General features: G+C 38.4%; 18 protein-coding genes. 9 read left to right on the top strand and 9 right to left on the bottom strand.

Features of this window, described 5'->3' with window-relative positions; translation table 11 throughout:
- Window positions 1-149 precede the first annotated feature (149 nt).
- The 3 genes from LU635_RS15525 to tgt all read right to left on the bottom strand — a co-directional run bounded on the left by LU635_RS15525 (window position 150) and on the right by tgt (window position 3,417).
- A complete protein-coding gene (locus tag LU635_RS15525; protein WP_240100420.1) occupies window positions 150-1,103 on the bottom strand; it encodes an acetyl-CoA carboxylase carboxyltransferase subunit alpha in 954 nt (317 codons plus the stop codon).
- Between the two features lie 97 nt (window positions 1,104-1,200).
- Window positions 1,201-2,277 (bottom strand): LptF/LptG family permease, encoded by a 1,077-nt coding sequence (locus LU635_RS15520; protein ID WP_240100419.1) that lies wholly within the window; start codon window positions 2,275-2,277, stop codon window positions 1,201-1,203.
- 9 nt (window positions 2,278-2,286) lie between these two features.
- Window positions 2,287-3,417: a tRNA guanosine(34) transglycosylase Tgt gene (tgt, locus tag LU635_RS15515; protein ID WP_240100418.1), complete on the bottom strand. Its 1,131-nt coding sequence runs from the start codon at window positions 3,415-3,417 to the stop codon at window positions 2,287-2,289.
- A gap of 170 nt (window positions 3,418-3,587) precedes the next feature.
- On the opposite strand from tgt, the gene LU635_RS15510 reads away from it, so the two are divergent.
- The 3 genes from LU635_RS15510 to LU635_RS15500 all read left to right on the top strand — a co-directional run bounded on the left by LU635_RS15510 (window position 3,588) and on the right by LU635_RS15500 (window position 6,142).
- Window positions 3,588-4,433, top strand: coding sequence for a transketolase (locus LU635_RS15510; protein WP_240100417.1), 846 nt, complete (start codon window positions 3,588-3,590; stop codon window positions 4,431-4,433).
- Window positions 4,434-4,467: 34 nt separating this feature from the next.
- Window positions 4,468-5,421, top strand: a complete 954-nt coding sequence (locus tag LU635_RS15505) for a transketolase family protein (RefSeq protein ID WP_240100416.1) — start codon at window positions 4,468-4,470, stop codon at window positions 5,419-5,421.
- Window positions 5,422-5,542: 121 nt separating this feature from the next.
- Window positions 5,543-6,142, top strand: a complete 600-nt coding sequence (locus tag LU635_RS15500; RefSeq protein ID WP_240100415.1) for an outer membrane beta-barrel protein — start codon at window positions 5,543-5,545, stop codon at window positions 6,140-6,142.
- Between the two features lie 62 nt (window positions 6,143-6,204).
- Here LU635_RS15500 and LU635_RS15495 read toward each other — a convergent pair whose 3' ends face one another.
- The gene (locus LU635_RS15495; protein WP_240100414.1) at window positions 6,205-8,400 is read right to left on the bottom strand and encodes a RecQ family ATP-dependent DNA helicase; all 2,196 of its coding nucleotides are present in this window, start codon (window positions 8,398-8,400) and stop codon (window positions 6,205-6,207) included.
- Window positions 8,401-8,485: 85 nt separating this feature from the next.
- On the opposite strand from LU635_RS15495, the gene LU635_RS15490 reads away from it, so the two are divergent.
- From LU635_RS15490 to LU635_RS15470, 5 genes are all read left to right on the top strand, one after another.
- Entirely contained in the window at window positions 8,486-9,451 is a 966-nt protein-coding gene (locus LU635_RS15490) for a KpsF/GutQ family sugar-phosphate isomerase (protein WP_240100413.1), read from the top strand.
- Window positions 9,451-10,284 carry a twin-arginine translocase subunit TatC gene (tatC, locus tag LU635_RS15485; RefSeq protein WP_240100412.1) on the top strand — a complete coding sequence of 278 codons (834 nt, stop codon included), beginning with the start codon at window positions 9,451-9,453 and terminating at the stop codon, window positions 10,282-10,284. The genes LU635_RS15490 and tatC overlap by 1 nt, the downstream gene beginning before the upstream one ends.
- Window positions 10,285-10,287: 3 nt before the next feature.
- Window positions 10,288-10,641: a carboxymuconolactone decarboxylase family protein gene (locus LU635_RS15480; RefSeq protein WP_240100411.1), complete on the top strand. Its 354-nt coding sequence runs from the start codon at window positions 10,288-10,290 to the stop codon at window positions 10,639-10,641.
- Between the two features lie 43 nt (window positions 10,642-10,684).
- Complete coding sequence (lptB, locus tag LU635_RS15475; protein ID WP_240100410.1) at window positions 10,685-11,425, top strand: LPS export ABC transporter ATP-binding protein; 741 nt, start codon at window positions 10,685-10,687, stop codon at window positions 11,423-11,425.
- A 266-nt stretch (window positions 11,426-11,691) separates the two neighbouring features.
- Window positions 11,692-13,308, top strand: coding sequence for an asparagine synthetase B family protein (locus LU635_RS15470; protein WP_240100409.1), 1,617 nt, complete (start codon window positions 11,692-11,694; stop codon window positions 13,306-13,308).
- 4 nt (window positions 13,309-13,312) lie between these two features.
- On the opposite strand, the gene LU635_RS15465 is transcribed toward LU635_RS15470, so the two are convergent.
- Complete coding sequence (locus tag LU635_RS15465) at window positions 13,313-14,050, bottom strand: CDP-alcohol phosphatidyltransferase family protein (RefSeq protein WP_240100408.1); 738 nt, start codon at window positions 14,048-14,050, stop codon at window positions 13,313-13,315.
- Window positions 14,051-14,229: 179 nt separating this feature from the next.
- Here LU635_RS15465 and lnt point away from each other — a divergent pair, with 179 nt between their 5' ends.
- The gene (gene lnt / locus LU635_RS15460; RefSeq protein WP_240100407.1) at window positions 14,230-15,825 is read left to right on the top strand and encodes an apolipoprotein N-acyltransferase; all 1,596 of its coding nucleotides are present in this window, start codon (window positions 14,230-14,232) and stop codon (window positions 15,823-15,825) included.
- A gap of 116 nt (window positions 15,826-15,941) precedes the next feature.
- Here the strand turns inward: lnt and LU635_RS15455 are convergent, their stop codons facing one another.
- From LU635_RS15455 to LU635_RS15440, 4 genes are read right to left on the bottom strand one after another with little or no spacing between them, the layout of a single operon-like run.
- Window positions 15,942-17,336 carry a sugar transferase gene (locus LU635_RS15455; protein WP_240100406.1) on the bottom strand — a complete coding sequence of 465 codons (1,395 nt, stop codon included), beginning with the start codon at window positions 17,334-17,336 and terminating at the stop codon, window positions 15,942-15,944.
- Between the two features lie 40 nt (window positions 17,337-17,376).
- A complete protein-coding gene (locus LU635_RS15450; RefSeq protein ID WP_240100405.1) occupies window positions 17,377-18,387 on the bottom strand; it encodes a glycosyltransferase family 4 protein in 1,011 nt (336 codons plus the stop codon).
- Complete coding sequence (locus LU635_RS15445; RefSeq protein ID WP_240100404.1) at window positions 18,387-19,400, bottom strand: glycosyltransferase family 4 protein; 1,014 nt, start codon at window positions 19,398-19,400, stop codon at window positions 18,387-18,389. Before LU635_RS15445 ends, LU635_RS15450 begins: the two co-directional genes overlap by 1 nt.
- Window positions 19,354-20,721: an O-antigen ligase family protein gene (locus LU635_RS15440; RefSeq protein WP_240100403.1), complete on the bottom strand. Its 1,368-nt coding sequence runs from the start codon at window positions 20,719-20,721 to the stop codon at window positions 19,354-19,356. The genes LU635_RS15445 and LU635_RS15440 overlap by 47 nt, the downstream gene beginning before the upstream one ends.
- Between the last annotated feature and the right edge of the window lie 3 nt (window positions 20,722-20,724).

Raw genomic sequence — 20,724 nt, 5'->3', positions numbered from 1 at the left:
TGTTAAGACACTCTTAAAAAATTCAGCTTTTCTTACTTAACAGGTAATCAACAATTCACCTGTTGATAAGTATCTTTTCTTGTTAATAAGATAAAAAAATCCGGAGACATACTTCCGGATTTTCTAATGAAGTTATATAAATAAAGAACTTATCCTTTGAACACACCCATCGCCAAATATTTATCCATTCTTTTTTCAACCAGATCTTCTGGTGATAAGTTTTTAAATTCAGAATAAGCTTGGGAAATCGCAGATTTTACCTTATTATAAGTTTCCTCTTTATTACTATGAGCTCCACCTAAAGGTTCTTTCACGATCTCATCGATAAGCTTTTGTTTTTTCATATCTGTTGCGGTAAGCTTTAAAGCTTCAGCCGCAGTTTCTTTGTACTCCCAGCTTCTCCATAGAATTGAAGAACAGGATTCCGGAGAGATCACCGAATACCAGGTATTCTCAAGCATCATCACCTTATCTCCCACTCCAATTCCCAGGGCTCCACCGCTGGCTCCTTCACCAATGATCACCACTATGATTGGCACTTTTAGCCTCGTCATTTCCAGAATGTTTCTGGCAATAGCCTCTCCCTGTCCTCTTTCTTCAGCTTCGAGTCCGGGGTAGGCTCCCGGGGTATCTACAAAACATACCACAGGAACTCCAAATTTCTCGGCAGACTTCATTAATCTAAGAGCTTTTCTATAGCCTTCCGGATTGGCCATCCCGAAATTACGATACTGTCTTGTCTTTGTGTTAAAACCTTTTTGCTGACCAATGAACATATAGCTTTGATCATCGATCTTTCCAAGACCTCCTATCATCGCTTTATCATCCTTTACATTACGGTCTCCATGTAGTTCAAGAAAGGTATCTCCACAAATTGCATTGATATAATCAAGCGTATATGGCCTGTTGGGATGTCTTGAAAGTTGAACCCTCTGCCAGGGTGTTAGATTCTTATAGATCTCTTTCTTCTTTTCAATAAGTTTCTTCTCAATCTGCTTACAGGTAGCCGTCACATCAACTTCACTTTCTTCACCAATATTGCACGCCTTAGCATACTGTTCTTCAAGCTCTTTTATAGGTTGTTCAAAATCTAAATATTCCATACGGGTTATGGCATTTAATTTTTATAGCTTACAAATATAACAACTTTGAAAGGATAGAATTCCCGGAAAAGCTTTAAATTTTATAGGAATTTAGTAATTATCGCTTGGCCCGGTACAGCAGGATAACTGCAAGAATTCCAAAAACCACATTGGGAAACCACACAGCGACTAAGGGTGAGAAGGTTGATTGTTCTGCCATAGTTCCAAAGACCTTGTCAAAGAAAACAAAGATAAATGCCAGGGTGATTCCTACTGCGAGATTTACACCCATTCCTCCCCTTCTTTTAAAAGAAGCCACCGCCACGGCGATTATTGTAAGGATATAGGCTGAAATCGGTATACTCCATCTTTTATAAGCCACTACCAGGTAACGGTTGATATTTCCCGACCCTCGGCGTCTTTCCTTTTCAATAAATTCGTTTAGCTCAGTATAGTTAAGTGTTTCGGCAATATAAGATTCAGGAGTAAGTTCGTCAAATTCGAATGGAAGTATTGTATCCAGGGTACGCATATACATAATACTGTCTTCTTCTTTGCCAATTATTCTTTTATCCACCCGGGTTAACTCATAGGTACTGTCTTCTTCATTATATCGGAGATGCGAGGCACTTATTTTAAATTCCAGTTCATTCCCTTCAAAATGCTCCAGGGTAAAATTTCTGGCCGATTTTGATTTAGGCTGAAAGTGACTGGCATAAATATATTCATTATCTTTCACCTGCCTGTAAACATCATTCGTCTCCCGGGTTTGTTCTCCCCGTTTAAGGTACTGATATTTAAATTCATTAAAGCCTTTGCTCGCCTGGGGTGCCAGGTACATCGCCAAAATAAGAGCGCCGACACAAACAATGGTAGCTCCCACCAGATAAGGGCGCAAGAAACGGTAAAAGGAAACCCCGCTACTTAAAAAAGCGACGATCTCTGTGTTCATGGCCAGTTTGGAGGTAAACCAGATAACCGAAAGAAAAAGGAAAATAGGAAATAACAGATTGGCAAAATAGACCGTAAAATCTACATAATAATATACAACTTCAATGAAAGGGACCTCATTTTCGAGAATCTTATCTATCTTCTCGGCAAGATTTACGGTAATTCCAATAGGAATAAAAAGGACCAGCATCATGATGAAAGTCCCTAAATACCGCTTAAGTATGTACCAATCAAGAATCTTCAAATCCTCAAATTAAAGTCGTTTATCCATTTGTTTTACCATTTTATTCTTCCACTGGGTAAAATCCCCGGCTAAGATATGCTTTCTGGCCTCTCTTACCAACCAAAGATAAAAGCCAAGGTTATGGATACTGGCAATTTGCCTGCCAAGCATTTCATTTACAGAAAATAAATGCCTCACATAAGCCTTGGAATATTGAGAATCCACGAAAGTTATTCCTTCCTCATCAATAGGAGAAAAATCGGCTTCCCATTTCTTGTTCTTTATATTGATAGTTCCATGAGAGGTAAATAACATTCCATTCCTTCCATTTCTGGTGGGCATCACACAATCGAACATATCAATTCCCAAGGCAATATTTTCAAGGATATTGATAGGAGTCCCAACCCCCATTAAGTAACGCGGTTTATCTTCCGGAAGTATCTCTGTTACAACCTCTGTCATTGCATACATTTCCTCGGCAGGCTCACCTACCGATAGTCCACCAATAGCGTTTCCCTCTGCTCCGGCATTGGCAATATATTCGGCCGACTGTTTTCTAAGGTCCTTATAAGTACTTCCCTGTACAATTGGAAACAAAGTCTGTTTATAATCGTAGATTTCCGGTGTCTTTTCAAGATGATTTATACATCTGTCCAGCCAGCGATGCGTCATATGCATGGACCGCTTGGCGTAATTATAATCACATGGATAAGGTGTACATTCATCAAATGCCATTATAATATCAGCACCTATCGCCCTCTGTATCTCCATCACATTTTCCGGAGTAAAAGTATGATATGAACCGTCTATATGAGATTTGAACTTCACTCCTTCTTCCTTGATCTTCCTTCTTTCTGAAAGTGAATAAACCTGGTAGCCTCCACTATCTGTAAGTATGCTGCGGTCCCAGTTAATGAATTTATGAAGTCCACCGGCCTTTTTCAGAATATCGGTTTGAGGTCTTAAATAGAGATGATAGGTATTCCCCAGAATAATATCTGGATTTATATCGTTTTTAAGCTCTCGCTGGTGCACTCCTTTAACCGATCCTACCGTACCAACCGGCATAAAAATGGGAGTTTCAATTTCCCCGTGATCTGTTGTAATTGTTCCTGCTCGTGCTTTACTACCGGGATCGGTAGTTAAAAGTTCAAATTTCATAGTTCAATTTAATCGGTGCAAAGATACTCAACTAAAACTCAAATGGAAGCCTTAATACTGGTAAGCTCTGTTAGTAATTTCAATAAAAAGTTAATATCTGAGGTGATGTTACTTTGCCAAAGCCTTTAAAAGAGTTATTTTTGGCCTTTTAAAAAACAACACCATTTAAAATGCCAGACATCAAGGAATTACAAGATTTTGCTACCCAGGTTCGCAGGGATATTTTAAGGCAGGTTCATAAAGTAAACTCGGGCCACCCGGGAGGATCTTTAGGTTGTACCGAATTTTTCACTGCACTGTACAAGGTAGTTATGGATCATAACACCGATTTTAACATGGACGGAAAAGAGGAAGATTTGTTTTTCCTTTCTAACGGACATATTTCACCCGTATTTTACAGTGTACTTGCACGTACCGGCTATTTCCCGGTAGAAGAGCTTAACACTTTCAGGCTTATAGACTCCCGTCTTCAGGGACACCCTACCACTCATGAAGGTTTGCCAGGAGTAAGAATTGCTTCGGGTTCTCTTGGACAGGGAATGAGCGTGGCCATTGGAGCAGCACAGGCTAAAAAACTGAACAAAGACAAGCATATTGTCTATTCACTTCACGGGGACGGTGAATTACAGGAAGGCCAGAATTGGGAAGCTATCATGTATGCCGCCGGAAATAATGTTGACAACCTTATTTCTACTATAGATCTTAACGGACAGCAGATTGACGGTAGTACAGAAACTGTTTTGCCTATGGGCAACCTGAGAGCAAAATTTGAAGCATTTGGCTGGGATGTAATGGAAATTGAAGATGGAAATGACCTGCAACAGGTCATGGATGGTTTGAACGAGGCCAAGTCGCGTACTGGTAAAGGAAAACCAGTGTGTGTACTTATGCACACGGTAATGGGCCATGGAGTAGACTTTATGATGCATACCCATGCATGGCACGGAAAAGCTCCAAACGATGAACAACTGGAAACCGCTCTGTCACAAAACCCGGAAACCATCGGAGACTACTAATCTCTTCAATTTCTCACTTCAAACTAAAAACACAATGAAAGAATATAAGAATTCAGGAAGTAAAGACACTAGATCAGGATTTGGAGACGGTCTTACAGAATTAGGAAGAAGCAACCCAAATGTTGTTGCATTATGTGCAGACCTTGTAGGCTCCCTGAAAATGCAGGATTTTATAGATGAAAACCCTGAAAGGTTTTTCCAGGTCGGGATCGCTGAAGCTAATATGATGGGTATGGCCGCAGGTTTAACCATCGGAGGAAAAATTCCTTTTGCAGGAACTTTTGCCAATTTCGCAACCGGTAGGGTTTATGACCAGATACGCCAGAGTATCGCATATTCAGGTAAGAATGTAAAAATATGTGCCTCCCACTCAGGAGTTACTCTTGGAGAAGACGGAGCCACTCACCAGATACTGGAAGATATCGGACTTATGAAAATGCTTCCAGGAATGACGGTGATAAATACCTGTGATTTTAATCAAACTAAAGCTGCTACTATTGCTATCGCTGAGCATGACGGGCCTGTTTACTTAAGATTTGGAAGACCAAAAGTTGCTAATTTCACTCCTGAAGATCAAAAATTTGAAATAGGAAAAGCCGTTCAGCTTTATGAAGGAAACGATGTAACCATTATCGCCACCGGTCATTTGGTTTGGGAAGCCATCCAGGCTGCTGTTGAACTTAATGATAAAGGAATCAGTGCTGAAGTTATAAATATCCATACCATTAAACCTCTTGATGAAGAAGCTATTCTGAACTCTGTAAAGAAAACCGGATGCGTTGTTACAGCCGAAGAGCATAACTTCCTTGGCGGACTGGGAGAAAGTGTTGCGAGAACATTGGCAGAGAACCATCCCGCTCCCCAGGAGTTTGTAGCCACTCAGGATACTTTCGGTGAAAGCGGAACTCCTGCTCAGTTAATGGATAAGTATGGCTTAAATGCTGCGGCAATAGTTAAGGCTACCGAAAAAGTTCTAAAGAGAAAATAAAAGTATATATACTAGTAGATAAAGGCCTTTCAGCGACATCGCTGAAAGGCTATTTTTTTGTTAAACAGAAATAACTTAAAACTATCAACGTTATATTAGCCTAACGATAAAACAGAAGAATATGAAAAAGTTAATGTTGATAGCCCTTATTTTCACAGGCATTGGCATGTCTGCACAAAATGCAGAGTTTGGATTAAAAGGAGGTCTGAATTATGGAGCAACCGGTGATTATGAAACCTTTAATGATGCTTCAGGAGATTTTGTAAATTCATTCAATGGAGACAACAAAGCAGGCTTCCACGCGGGAATCTTTGCGCAATTTGAAATTATAGGAATATTTCTTCAGCCGGAACTTATGTACACTGAACTGAATACAGAATATTCCGAATTCGACTATAAAGTAAGTAAATTAGATGCTCCGGTACTTTTAGGTCTTAATATTCTGGGACCTTTAAATATCAAAGCAGGCCCATCTTTCCAATATATTCTGAAAAACGAACTGGAAAAAACTGAACTTGAAATAGGTGATGTGGAGAATGATATTACAGTTGGATACCAGTTAGGCGCCGGACTCGATCTTGGAAGGTTAGGCTTTGATGTGCGATATGAAGGTGCCTTCACAGAAAACACGGCCTTTGGATTAAATGAAACAGCTCAGGAAAATTTCAGTATAGATTCAAGACCCTCACAATGGATACTGAGTTTATCCTATAGTCTTTAATCAAAGCAAAACAGAATAAAAAGAGCCCCGCAAATGCGGGGCTCTTTTATACCATATTTTTTCTAGTTAGCCACCTGGCTGATAAATTTTATTCTGTACAGGCGAAGCTCTTCATCATCATATTCTCCGTCGAATTCTTCCATGGCCTCATCGATCTTATCGGTTTCTGCTTCCAGAAAATATTCATGGATCTCTTCCTGCTGATCTTCATCCAGAATATCATCCAGATAATAATCAATATTAAGTTTGGTTCCGCTATAGACTATGGCCTCCATTTCCTTAATAAATTCAGGCATTTCCATTCCCTTTGCCGAAGCAATATCGGGAAGGGGCAGTTTTCGGTCCACACTTTGAATGATATACAGCTTTAAAGAACTGTTGGCTCCGGTTGACTTCACCACAAAGTCATCAGGTCTCGCTATATCGTTATCCTCAACATATCTTGAAATAAGTTCAACAAACTCTTTTCCATATTTTTTGGCCTTTCCTTCTCCTACTCCATAAATATTACTCAACTCCTCTATTGTGATGGGATATTTAAGAGCCATGTCTTCCAGCGAAGGATCCTGGAAAATTACAAACGGAGGAAGATTCTTTTTCTTAGCGACCTTTTTGCGCAGATCCTTGAGCATCTTTACCAACTGTGCATCGACCGAGGCTCCACCTTTACTGGAAGTTACCGCCTCTTCCGTTGAGGCGTCATAAATATGATCTTCCGTCATCATAAATGATACAGGCTTTTTCAGAAAACCATGCCCTTTATCAGTAAGCTTTAAAACGCCATAGGTTTCAATATCCTTTCGCAGATAACCTGCAACCAAAGCCTGTCTCGATAGCGCCATCCAGTAATTGCTATCCTTATGGCTTCCCTTTCCAAAAAGCGGATGTTCATCGGTTTTATGTGAAAGAATCAGAGCGTTAGACTTTCCAATGAGCGTTTTAACAATCTCCTTGGACTTATATAATTCATTGGTCTCATCAACCGTTTTGAGAAGCAATTCAAGATCATCCTTAGCTTCATGCTGCTTTTTAGGATTCCTCACATTGTCGTCCATGCTCGCCCCTTCTCCGGTCTTGGAATCAAACTCTTCCCCGAAATAATGAAGAATGAACTTTCTTCGGGAAACAGAAGTTTCGGCGTAGGCAACCACTTCCTGCAGAAGTGCATGGCCTATTTCCTGTTCTGCGACAGGCTTTCCGCTCATGAACTTTTCAAGTTTTTCAATATCCTTATATGAATAGAATGCAAGGCAGTGACCTTCTCCCCCATCCCGTCCGGCACGACCTGTTTCCTGATAGTAACTTTCTATACTTTTCGGAATATCATGATGTATGACGAAACGAACATCAGGTTTATCAATACCCATTCCGAAGGCAATAGTGGCTACTACCACATCAATATCTTCCATCAGGAACATATCCTGGTGTCTGGATCTGGTCTTGGCATCCAGACCGGCATGATATGGAACCGCCTTTATTCCATTTACCTGAAGGGTCTGGGCAAGTTCTTCTACTTTTTTCCTGCTCAGGCAATAAATGATCCCCGATTTACCTTCATTTTGCTTTACAAAACGGGTAATATCTGCCTCAATATTTTTAGTCTTAGGCCTTACTTCGTAATACAAATTCGGCCGGTTAAAACTGGCTTTAAATGTTTTAGCATCCGTAATTCCCAGGTTTTTCAATATATCTTCCTGAACCTTGGGAGTTGCGGTAGCCGTTAATCCAATAACGGGAATATTATCGCCAATTCTTTTGAGTATGTGTCGAAGGTTCCTGTATTCAGGCCTGAAATCATGCCCCCATTCACTAATACAGTGAGCCTCATCCACCGCTAGAAAAGATATTTTCTGCCCTCTCAGGAAATCAACATAATCTTCCTTGGTAAGCGATTCAGGGGCGACATATAGAAGCTTGGTAATACCATTTCTGATATCACTTTTCACTTGATTAACTTCCGTTTTATTAAGAGAGGAATTGAGAACATGGGCCACGCCATATTCCGATGAAATCCCACGGATAGCATCCACCTGGTTCTTCATCAATGCGATAAGGGGCGATACCACAATAGCAGTACCTTCTGATATAAGAGCTGGGAGCTGGTAACATAGTGATTTACCTCCGCCAGTTGGCATTACCACAAACGTATCATTTCCTTTAACGATGCTGGCAATTACTTCTTCCTGAAGCCCCTTAAACTGACTAAATCCAAAGTACCTCTTCAGTTCTTTGTGTAAATCAATTTCGGTCAAACCCATTCAATTGTGTTACAATTTTACATACATTTGCATTAACTAAATATACATATTTCTTTAGTACCTGCAATTCATAATTTAATCTAATTTGAAACTTAGAGATCAAATCATTTCCACTGCAAAAGAAACAATTTCCAACGAAGCAGAAGCGATTGCGAACCTCGAAAATTTCATCGATGAACAATTCACCAAAGCGATTGAGATCATATATCGTTCCAAAGGTCGCGTTGTTGTAACCGGAATTGGAAAAAGTGCCATTATTGCCAATAAAATAGTGGCCACTCTTAATTCTACGGGAACACCTTCCATCTTTATGCATGCGGCAGATGCGATACATGGCGACCTTGGAATTATACAAAATGATGATGTGGTTATTTGTATCTCCAAAAGCGGAAATAGCCCTGAAATTAAGGTGCTTGTTCCGCTCATTAAGAATTTCCATAATACCCTTATCGCTTTAACGGGGAATAAGGAATCATTTCTGGCAAAGGAAGCCGATTATATTTTGAACTGTTATGTTGAAAAAGAGGCCTGCCCTAACAACCTGGCTCCTACTACAAGCACTACCGCACAAATGGTGATGGGGGATGCCATAGCTATTTGCTTATTAAATCTGAAAGGATTCAGCAGTAAGGATTTTGCAAAATATCATCCTGGCGGTTCTCTGGGTAAAAAACTTTATCTAAGAGTAAGCGACATTACCTCTCAGAATATGGTTCCTCAGGTTAGCCCCGACACTGATGTTGCTAAAGCAATTATTGAAATTTCTGAAAAAATGCTGGGCGTAACTGCAGTTTTGGAAAATGAAAAGATCGTTGGTATCATTACCGATGGTGATATTCGAAGAATGCTGACAGATCATGTGGAGATCAAGGATTTAAAAGCCAGGGACATAATGAGTAAGAATCCTAAGACCATAGATCATAATGAGCTTGCCGTTGAGGCTTTAGAGGTTCTGGAAAGGAATAAGATATCCCAGTTGCTTGCCGTAAAAAATGGAAAATATACCGGTGTGGTTCATCTACACAATTTAATTAGAGAAGGAATTTTATAATGGAAAAAATAGGCCCCCAGGAAGATCCGGCTAATGAAATGTCGTTTTTAGACCATCTGGAAGAGCTAAGATGGCACTTAATACGAGCTACCCTGGCGGTAGTAATCGCAGGTGGGGTGGCATTTTTACTTAAAGGTTTCATATTTGATGTACTGCTTTTTGGGCCTTCTAAAGGTGATTTTTTTTCTTACGATATGCTTTGCCGTATTTCTAGTTATGTTGGAATAGACGGTGGCTTTTGTTTTGAGGAAATGCCTTTCAGGATCCAGAGCAGGACCATGGGCGGCCAGTTCTCTGCCCATGTATGGACTTCAATAACTGCAGGATTCATTATCGCTTTCCCGTATGTGATCTATGAATTCTGGAAATTTGTGGCTCCGGCCATGCATTCCACTGAAAGAAAACATGCGAAAGGATTTATATTTATCACCTCGGTTTTGTTTTTTCTGGGAGTTCTATTCGGATATTATGTCGTGACACCTCTTTCCATCAATTTCCTTGGGAAATATCAGGTAAGCGAGACGGTTTTCAATGATTTTGATCTAAGCAGTTATATTGGTCTGGTAAGAGCTTCCGTACTGGCTAGCGGACTCATTTTCGAGCTCCCGATCGTTATTTACTTCCTTACCAAAGTTGGGATCGTGACACCCGATTTCCTGAAAAAATATAGAAAATATGCACTGGTGATCGTTCTCATATTATCAGCTATTATCACCCCGCCAGATATCGTAAGCCAGATAATCGTTGCAATTCCAGTTCTGGTCCTTTATGAAGTGAGTATTATCATTTCCAAGATCATGTATAGAAAAGAAGAAGAAAAATTAAAAAAATAAGCTATGATTGATAAGGTTGATGAGTTCAACTCGTATCGCGCGAAGATGAACGACAAGATATTATCTGAAAACAATAAAATATTAAAAAGAATATTTAATCTTGACACCAATGCCTTTACCGAGGGTGGTGCACTTGATAAAAAGACAAAGGAATTATTGGGATTGGTAGCCTCTTTGGTTCTTCGCTGTGATGACTGTGTAAAGTACCATTTGGAATCCAGCCACAAGGTAGGAGTTAAACGAGAAGAGATCATGGAAACTCTAAGTATTGGAACTCTTATTGGTGGAACAATTGTCATCCCCCATCTAAGAAGAGCTTTTGAATACTGGGAAGCCCTGGAGGATTCAAAAGCTTAATTCCGGTATAGTTTCTGATTGATCAGAAGAATAATAACAGAATATGAAATTACGCGCCGAGAAACTTGTAAAGACCTATAAAGGAAGAGATGTTGTAAAGGGCATTTCCGTTGAAGTGAATCAGGGAGAGATCGTAGGACTGCTAGGTCCTAATGGCGCGGGAAAAACCACTTCCTTTTACATGATTGTGGGACTGATTAAGCCTAACAGCGGTGATATCATCCTGGATAAAGTAAATATTACTAAATACCCCATGTATAAAAGAGCGCAGCATGGAATTGGATATTTAGCCCAGGAAGCTTCAGTATTTAGAAAGCTAAGTATAGAAGACAATATCATGAGCGTTCTTGAACTTACCAAGCTTTCCAAAAAGGAACGGGTAATGAAAATGGAATCACTAATTGATGAATTCGGGCTTAATCATATCAGAAAAAACAGGGGAGACCTTTTAAGCGGTGGTGAAAGAAGAAGAACCGAAATTGCCAGAGCCCTGGCCACCGATCCTAACTTCATATTGCTTGATGAACCTTTCGCGGGAGTAGATCCGGTTGCTGTTGAAGATATCCAGCGCATTGTAGCTCAGCTTAAGGATAAAAATATCGGGATTCTTATAACCGATCATAATGTGCAGGAAACACTGGCGATAACAGACAGAACTTACCTGATGTTTGAAGGTAGCATTCTGAAACATGGAATTCCCGAAGAGCTTGCAGAAGACGAGATGGTAAGAAAAGTCTATTTAGGGCAGAACTTTGAGCTAAGAAAAAAGAAACTGTTTAAATAAGAAAAAGTTTCTTTAGTCAGAAATCAGGATGCGATATGAAATTTATTTTTTCAAATAAAAGACTGGATCTTGATCTGTCAAAAGATTTTCCAGACCTTAAATTTCTTCAGGTAAATTCATGGCAAATACTTACCAATGATCAAAATACTATTACCCATACCGAAAAGGAATTTTCAATTACCAATGGGTATCTGAAGGATCTCAGTTTGAATAATGACTCTGAGCAAAAAATCTCTGCTGTTAGACATATACTGAACACATGGCCGGTGCCAAATAATATAACAGGCAGCTTTTCCAGCCTAGCTTTGGATAGGATCAATAATGAAATAGTAATTGCAACTGACCTGGCGAATATTTACCCTTTATATTATATAAAACAGGGAAAAGATCTCTTCATATCGAATAGTCTAATTCTCCTGGGACGTTATTCAAAAGTGAACTTTGATCCTACAGGAATATTTCAAAGAGCCGTAGGGCCGAGTTTCATGAATATAGGCTCAAGGACAATCCTTGAGAACTGTAAGAGCCTGCTTCCCGGTGAGTGGCTTAGATTTAACTTGAATGGTGAGTTAAAAATTAGAAAATTTGATAATTCACTTTATCAAAATATTGGTCCTACTGATTTGGAAGAAAATCAAATTAGAAATTACTGGTCACATTATAAAAAAGAAGTATCTCTTTGCACCTCAGGATACAGCGAGGTTAGCATTGCCCTAAGCGGAGGAGTTGATAGCAGGATAGCATTAGGGGCAATACCTGGAAATAAAAAAATCTCTGCCTATACATTTGGGAGGCCTTCAAATTATGAAAGCAAAATTGCGTATAAACTAGCTCAGGCCAGAGGAGCAACCCATTCAGCCTTTTTTGCTCCGGAACAATATTTCCCTACAATAAAAACTCTTCGGGATTATACAAAAAATACCGAAGCTGTAAAGTTAAACTCCTGGCTTGAGATTCTTAATAATGTTCAACCTTCAGATAAACATCCTTTGCTATTAGGCGAGTTATGTGAAGGTCTGCCGGGCAGAAATATCCGAAAATTTAATACTACTGAATTCAGAAAACAAAATTTTATTAAATATTATCTAAAAAAAGAAAATATTCCTCTTACTCCCGCTAATCTAACTTCTTTTGAAAAATGGAAAAAGGATAAAACAAATTTTATTCTTTCCTGGCATGTTGATTTTTGGTTCGAAAAGCTGGATTTGGTAAATCAAAAGCAGGAGATTATAGGGGCAACATTAGCTAATGCCGATGAAATATTTGATAGGATAGAAGCACATAAGCTTCCTTTTACTGAGTTATATGATGAATTATTTTCATGGTATACTTTCACTAGAATGGAATTGTCCCGACAAGTAAATATTTGCAACGAAAAATTCTATGCATATAGCCCGGGAATGTCTTTACAAATGCTAAAAAAAACGAGCAATATCCATCCAAATCTGAGGCTTTATTATCGTTTTGCTAATAAACTATTAAAAGAAACTCCAGAGCTCAGAGCATTTAAAAATATTCCGACAAGTCAAATTCCCTTAATTCCTCAAACCTGGCCCAACATATTTAAAATTCCGGTATGGGGTATGAGATCGAAAATAGACGACTGGCTGATTAAAAGGATGATAAAATCTAAAGATATAAATAAGCGATATCGGTTATTTAAATCGATTAACTGGGCCAAAGTATATCAGCAAGAAGACATGTTAGAGAATCTTAAGGGATATTATAAGGAAAATAATCTTTCGCCGGAATATTTTGAAACATTCTATAATCTCGCAAAAAAAAGAAAGGCTTTAATAAGCTGGCCTTTTGCTAATATGGATATTATTAGTGGCGCAACATTAAATACTGAAATAAGCCTTATTAAAAAAACTAGAGAGTAAAAGTTTATCTTCTTGCAAAAACTGACAGTACTACATACAGCAGTATAATCAGGGGCACAGCAATAAATTTCAGAAGTATTATTAGGATAATACAACTTAGAATAAAGAAGTATCTAAGCTTATTTTCCTTAAAACTCCAATCACTAAATTTTAATGCGAAAAGCGGCAATTCAGCATTCAGAAGAAAACAGCTCAGAATAGTTAGAATCACTAAAAACCATTCATTTAATAAAAGCTCTGAGATAAATGGCCCTGGCTGATATGTTAAAATCAGAGGCAAACTCAATATTAAAAGAGCATTTGCCGGGGTAGGCAGGCCTATAAAAGAATCTGTTTGACGATCATCCACATTGAATTTTGCCAATCTGTATGCCGAAGCAAGGATGATTAGCAGCCCTATCAGAGCAAATGGCTTTATTTGAATATCAAATACTGACGAGTTCCAGTCTGCTCCCAAACCACCCCCTGACGGTAAGGCCTTGGTCATTAACTGGTACATAACAATTCCAGGCACTACACCACTGGTCACAACATCAGCTAATGAATCCAGTTGAAGCCCCATTTCACTTTTAACGTCAAGAAGCCTGGCAGCCAGTCCGTCAAAAAAATCAAAAAAGATCCCCGCAGCTACAAATATTGCAGCAAGAACTAAATTACCCTTTACAGCAAAAATAACCGCAAGACTTCCACTAAACAGGTTCAAAAGAGTTATAAGATTAGGAATATGTCTTTTAATTCCCATAGATCGGTTTTAGTTAGATTTTACTAAACTACTATTTTGAAATGAAAAAGCTCTAAATATTTCTTTAATGTCTTTCAATTTTGATTTCAAGCATAATTGATAATTGATAATTGATAATTGATAATTGATAATTGATAATTGATAAGGAAGTTTGTTATTTTTGATGAGACCCAAAATTTATGAGGAATTTTTTCTACGCTTTACTTAGTGGATTATTATTAGCAATTGCCTGGCCTACTTACGGTTTCCCCTTATTTATTTTTATAGCATTTGTCCCTCTGTTGCTGGGTGAATTTCAGGTAAGGAATTTTTCAGAAAACTGGGTAAAATTAAAAGTTTTCGCCCTGGCTTACCTGAGTTTCTTTATCTGGAACCTAATCACGACTTACTGGATCTACTTCTCCACTCCTTTCGGCGGGGCATTCGCCATTCTGGTGAATTCACTGCTAATGGCCCTGGTTTTTTTGTTATATCACATTGTAGCCAAAAGAACGGGTTTCAGTGCTGCAGCAGCATTTCTGGCAAGTATATGGATGGTATTTGAAAAAATACATCTCACCTGGGACTTTTCCTGGCCCTGGCTGAATTTAGGTAACGTTTTTTCTGAATATATAAGCTGGGTCCAGTGGTATGAATATACCGGAACATTTGGCGGTACTTTGTGGATTTGGCTGGTAAATATAGCCGTATTTAAAACTATTCTGCAATACAGGGAATTCAGGGAAAAAAGCATTATTTATCGCTCACTGGTGAAAGTTCTTCTTCTTACTGGCATTCCACTGATAATCTCACTATTAATATATTATGACTATGAAGAACCCGAAAAGAAAATAGATATCGTCATACTGCAGCCGAATATCAACCCATATACTGAAAAATATAACACTACAGACACTAGAATAGGCGAACTTTTATTAAGGTTAAGTGCAGAAAGTGTCACTGATTCTACAGATCTGGTCCTGGCTCCGGAAACGGTATTCGCCGATGGAACCAGAATTGATAATATAGAAAATTCTGAAGCTGTTTTTTTTGGCAATCAGATAAGCAGGAAGTACTCAAATCTTAGCTTTTTGGGAGGGGTTACTCTTTTTGAAAGGTTCAGCGATCCGGAGAAAGTTAGAAATCAGTCAAATCAAATAGGTCCCAACGACTGGTATGACGACTATAATTCTGCTTTTCTCGTTAAATCTTCTCTTGATAGCACACAGCTTTATCACAAATCCAAACTTGTAGTTGGAGTTGAAAATTTTCCTTATCAGAATATTTTAAAACCCATTCTGGGCAATATCATGATAGATTTAGGAGGAACGGTAGCAATGAAAACAACCCAGGAAAACCGGGAAGTTCTATGGTTAAATGACAGCACTGGTACGGCCCCCATAATTTGTTACGAATCAGTATACGGTGAATATGTCACCGATTATGTTCAGAACGGCGCCAATTTTCTCGGCATCATTACCAATGATGCCTGGTGGGGCGATACGCAGGGACACAAACAACATTTGAGCTATGCAAAACTAAGGGCTGTTGAGACCAGACGTTATGTAGCCAGAAGTGCTAATACGGGTATATCGGCTATCATCAGTTCCAGAGGAGATATCATCAAAAGTCTTGGTTATGAAAAACAGGGAACTGTTTCGGGCCAAATAGGACTTAGTTCTGAAACTACTTTCTATATAAAATATGGAGACTATATCGCACGGATTGCACAGTTCCTGGCTTTATTTATATTTCTCTTTGCCATTGTTAAATTCCGAAGAAAACGGCCTGCCTGATCAATTAAAAATTAATAATTAAAATTGGATAATTACACCATAAACCTTCTTATCAATTATTTTGAAAGAAATATATTTTTCACTGCTAACTTTCAACTGAGCACTGGAAACTGAAGTCACTGTCCCCTGAAAAAGATTACCGTACTCAGAGTTTTGAGAAGGATGCTAAGGTCGAGAAATATTCCCCTATGCTTTATATAATATAGATCATATTGAAGTTTCTCCAGACTATCATCATGGCAATCCCCGTAATTCGCCATTACCTGTGCCCATCCAGTAAGTCCGGGTTTAATTATATGTCTGCTTTCATAAAATGGAATAAGCTCAGATAATTCCTTAACAAAAATAGGCCTTTCAGGTCTGGGACCAATCAGGCTCATATCACCTTTAAGTACATTATAGAATTGCGGAATTTCATCAATTCGGGCTCTTCTCAAGAACCGTCCAAATTTCGTTACCCTGTAATCATTCTTCTGTGCATACTGAGGTCCCGCTATTTCTGCATCATGAATCATGGTGCGAAGTTTGAGAATTTTAAACACCTTGCCGTTCTTTCCCACTCTTTCCTGGGTATAAAAGAGATCACCACGATTACCTAAAAAGTTCCCAACTATTACGAAAGGCAGGATAAGCAGGCAAAAAACAAGTCCCATAAAAGAGACTAAAATATCTATTATCCTGAAAACAAGAAGATAGAACTTATTCTGATTACTTCTGCTAAAAGGAAAATATCTATAAAAATCCTTATCAACATTCTGCACTGGTATTCGCCGTGTAATCTCCTCATACACCTGGGTATAATCTCTGATCGGAAAACCTTTCTTAAGTAGTTCACTAAGCTCATTGTAAAGGCTAAACATCAATCCTTTCTGATAGGCACTTGCAACAACCACTTCATTTATATGATGTTTGTGAATGGCACTTTGAAGTTCTCCAACTTCAAACCTTTTCAGCTTTTCATTTTCTAATTCGGTTTTAAGCCTTTGATCTGTGTTTATATATCCGACGACCATATAGTTGGGGTCAGTTTTCTGCAAGGCATCCGCAATAAGTTGAATATCAAATGAATCACCTACCACCAAAACCCTTTTATAAAATCTTGGGGATGATATAAGACTGATATACAGAAATCGCCATATGAGAAGAGCTCCTGCAATGGACAGAAAGAAAAAGAGTATCTGTAAACGATTGGTAGGCAGACTCGGAGTAAAGAATGGAGTCAGAATATAAAAAAGAACGGTAAGGCTTGAAGTTAGAAGTACATTCTTGATTACACTATCAAAACGATCGGCTTTTTGGAGATCATAGAGTTCAAAGACACTGGAAAAAAGATTGAGGTAGATCAAAAAAACCAGTGTCCAGTTCCAATGATCTGCATTGATCCTGAAATAATCAAATTCAAAGATGATACCGACAAGAGCAAGTGTAATAAGGACTGCAAGCATGTCAAACAAACGCAAAAGAATCTTACGTTCAGAAATCTCGAAATGGAAGAGGGGTTTTTGAGACATGGTTAAATTGCATTCCGACTAGGCGCTAAATATATAATTTTTAGTTTAGCAATTCTAACCATAGAGGCTTTACCTGTTCCCAGTCATATTTTTCTGTTTGAGCTCGTGAATTCCTGCTTAGCAGTCCGGCCAATTCAGGATCTTCAAGTAAAGTACAAATTGCCTGAACCATGGCTTCGGGATTTTCCGGTTCCACCAGAATTCCGTTCACTTTATTTTCTATCATATATGGAATTCCTCCTACGTTCGTAGAAACTACCGGCAGACCCAGGGCCATTGACTCAAGCAAACTTACAGGGGTATTATCTACTGAAGTGGTATTAATAAAAACATCAAAATCCTTGGATAAATCTATCCATTCCTTCTTACTGAGTTTTCCTTTAAACACCACCGGTAAATTTTTCTTCCGGACAATAGACTTCAATCTTTCAAGACTGCCATCTTTTTCAGGTCCAACCATACAAAGTTCAGCATGCGGAAAGTTTTTGGATAATTTCTCAATTACCTCCACTGCCATTGCAGGGTTATATACTTCATCAAACGACCTTACCCAAAGTAATCTGGGACATAAGCCAGTTCTCAGTTTAAAAGGATACAATTTAAGGTCTATCCAGTTAGGGATAAGCTGTATGTTATTAAAATTAAAGGCTTTCAATTTTTTAAGGAGATATTGAGACGGCACAATGTTAATTTTCGCCTCCTTAAATATATTAAGGACCCACCTGGAAACCTGAGTAAACCGCTGATCCAAATTTCCACCGTGTAAGATAAATATATACGGAAGCCTCAGACTACGGCAAAGCATTCCACAAATCACAGCATACCAGAAATTTGAAGTACTATAAGTATCGATTAATACCAGTTCTACTTTACGGGAGTTAAAAAGCACACTTCCCATCATGTGAAACAGGCGTAAGCCCTTATTTCTTGCAGAAGAAGCTGTTTTAACCTTATAACCTTCCCGGGCCAGATAATAGGGAAGTATATCAACACTTGTTGGAGCTGCTCCATGTTTTGAAAGTTTATTCCCTATATAGAGGATTCTTTTCATTAAGCAAGTACCTTGTTCCACTGGTTTTTCACAAGGTTCCAGTCAAAGAGTTCCACTTTTGCCCTTGCATTTTCACATATTCTTCTTGCTTCGTCAGGATTTCCGATCAGTTCCATAATTTTTGACGCCATAGCTCTTTCATCATTTTCAGGCACCAGAATCCCATCAAACCCATCCTCAACCAGTACCGGCATTCCGCCCACGTTTGTACTAACAACCGCCAGCCCCAGACTCATGGCTTCGATTACACTAATAGGGGTGTTATCTATTGAGGTAGTATTTATGAAGAAATCGTAATTCGAGGCAAGCTGAGCCCAGTGTTGCTTTTTTAGTTTTCCAGTAAACCTCACATCCAGGTCAAATTTACTGGCAAGTTTTTTACAGGTAGCCATTGTACCATCCTTCTCAGGTCCTACCATGCATAAACTCGCGTTTGGGTATCTTTCCTTGATTATTTGCAGCACCTTTAAAGCCATCAATGGATTATATCGCTTTTGAAATCGTCTCACCCATAAAAGTTTCGGACGGAATTCTGATCTTTCTTTGAACGGATAATTTTCGGTATTTATGGAATTAGGGATAATTTTGATATTATCAAAACCATACGACCTGAAACTGTCATACAGAAACTTTGAAGGTGCTATGTTTATTTTGGCATTTCCAAAAAGGCTTTTGCTTAATTTCCCTGAACCTTGTAAACGATCCGGAAGATTGCCACCATGAAGTATAGGTATATATTCCATATTAAGCATCTGGCAGGCTTTCCCAACCAGGTAGGCATAATAAAAATTCAAAGCGCCATAGGTGTCTATAAGAACAATATCGGTAGAATCTTTATAGCGAATAATCATGGAGAGCATTTCTCCAAGGCGGAGTGCTTTATTATTCCGGGTGGAAGCGGTCCTCACCTTATAGCCTTCCTTTTTCAGCATTTTACTGAAAAACGAAATATAGGTTGCAGTAAAACTATTGACCTGTAAGTCGTTTCCTATGTACAGTATTCTTTTTCTCATCTACAATATACAATAACGCCAGTCCGTACACGAACGCCGGCATGGCAATACGCATAGCCGAATGATTGATGGTTAGGAACCAAAAGGTAACAAAAGCAAGAAAATAATAATTATTTTGAAACTTAAACCAGAAAATCAACGGCACAAATATAAGGATAGATAATGCAAATATTCCTAAAACTCCATGTTCTGCAAGTAACCTACTAATTTCATTATGGCTTGCTATCTTTATACCTAAATTTTCTTCCCTATATTCAATACCTTTTCCAACTCCTATCCCTGTAATAGGGTGTTTGTAAAAGGCTGTTAGTTCAGTTGTAATCAATTCAGTCCTTCCAGTAGTAATATCCTCTTTTAATTGGCCAGCTGCATCGCGATTTGAATAACGGTTACCAATTAATCCACGCGTTTCCAAGGATGAAAATATCCAAATGGCGGTAGAAATGCCGATTAAAACAACTATTCTAAGATTTGTACCTTCAATTCGTTTTGAATCCTGTTTATAATAGAAAAAAATTAAAAATGCAACAATGCAAGCAATCCCAGTAATAATTCCACCTCTGGAAAAGGTGATTATTCCTCTATATCCCATAAGTATTAAAAGAGCAATATCTATTAAATTAATTAATTTATCCTTAATAGTAAATAGCCTTGTTGCTAAGAGGAAACATCCCATGCCAAATACCGTAGCGATTTGATTTGGGCCAAAACCTCCTGTCGCTGCATAGTTACCGGATAAACTAATCCTCACCTCTTCCATACTGGGTGTATAGAAATATAAATAAGTCATCTGTGCTACTAAAGGCATTAATAGCATCAATAAAACTCTCTGAAAATCTTCTCTTTTTATTTTTTTATAATAACAGTATAATGCAGAAATACCCAAACAAACAGGTCCCGCCAGGTTAAAAGCTATCAACTTCCGAACTTCGGCATCATAACTAAAATTAAAGGAAGCTATTAAAACACCTGGAAAAAGAATAAGAAGGTATAGCCAATAGGGTACTGTTTTAGAGCTAGCACCTTTAAAGAACATCCCTACTAATAGAAATATAATTACGGCATATTTACCAGTTTCCCAGAAAAAAAGAGCACCAGTTTGCCTAAAGAAGACCTCTCCCCCTGAAATATAAGCAGCAGCCATTAAGGCTTCATTACCTTTATTCTTTCTATCTAAAATAACAAAGAGAAAGGATGCCATTATCAAAAGGAGGATTATTTTTGATAATGCAGGAAATAAAAAAATCAAAAATCCATATCCCAGATGAATAAGAAGCATTCTGATATAGAATTGATTGTTTATGTAATTTTCCTTGCTCAAGAT

The organism is Christiangramia crocea (genome assembly GCF_022410465.1).
Classification (GTDB): Bacteria; Bacteroidota; Bacteroidia; order Flavobacteriales; family Flavobacteriaceae; genus Christiangramia; species Christiangramia crocea.
Note: the sequence above shows the minus strand (reverse complement) of the source record. Positions and strands in the feature narration are given on the sequence as shown.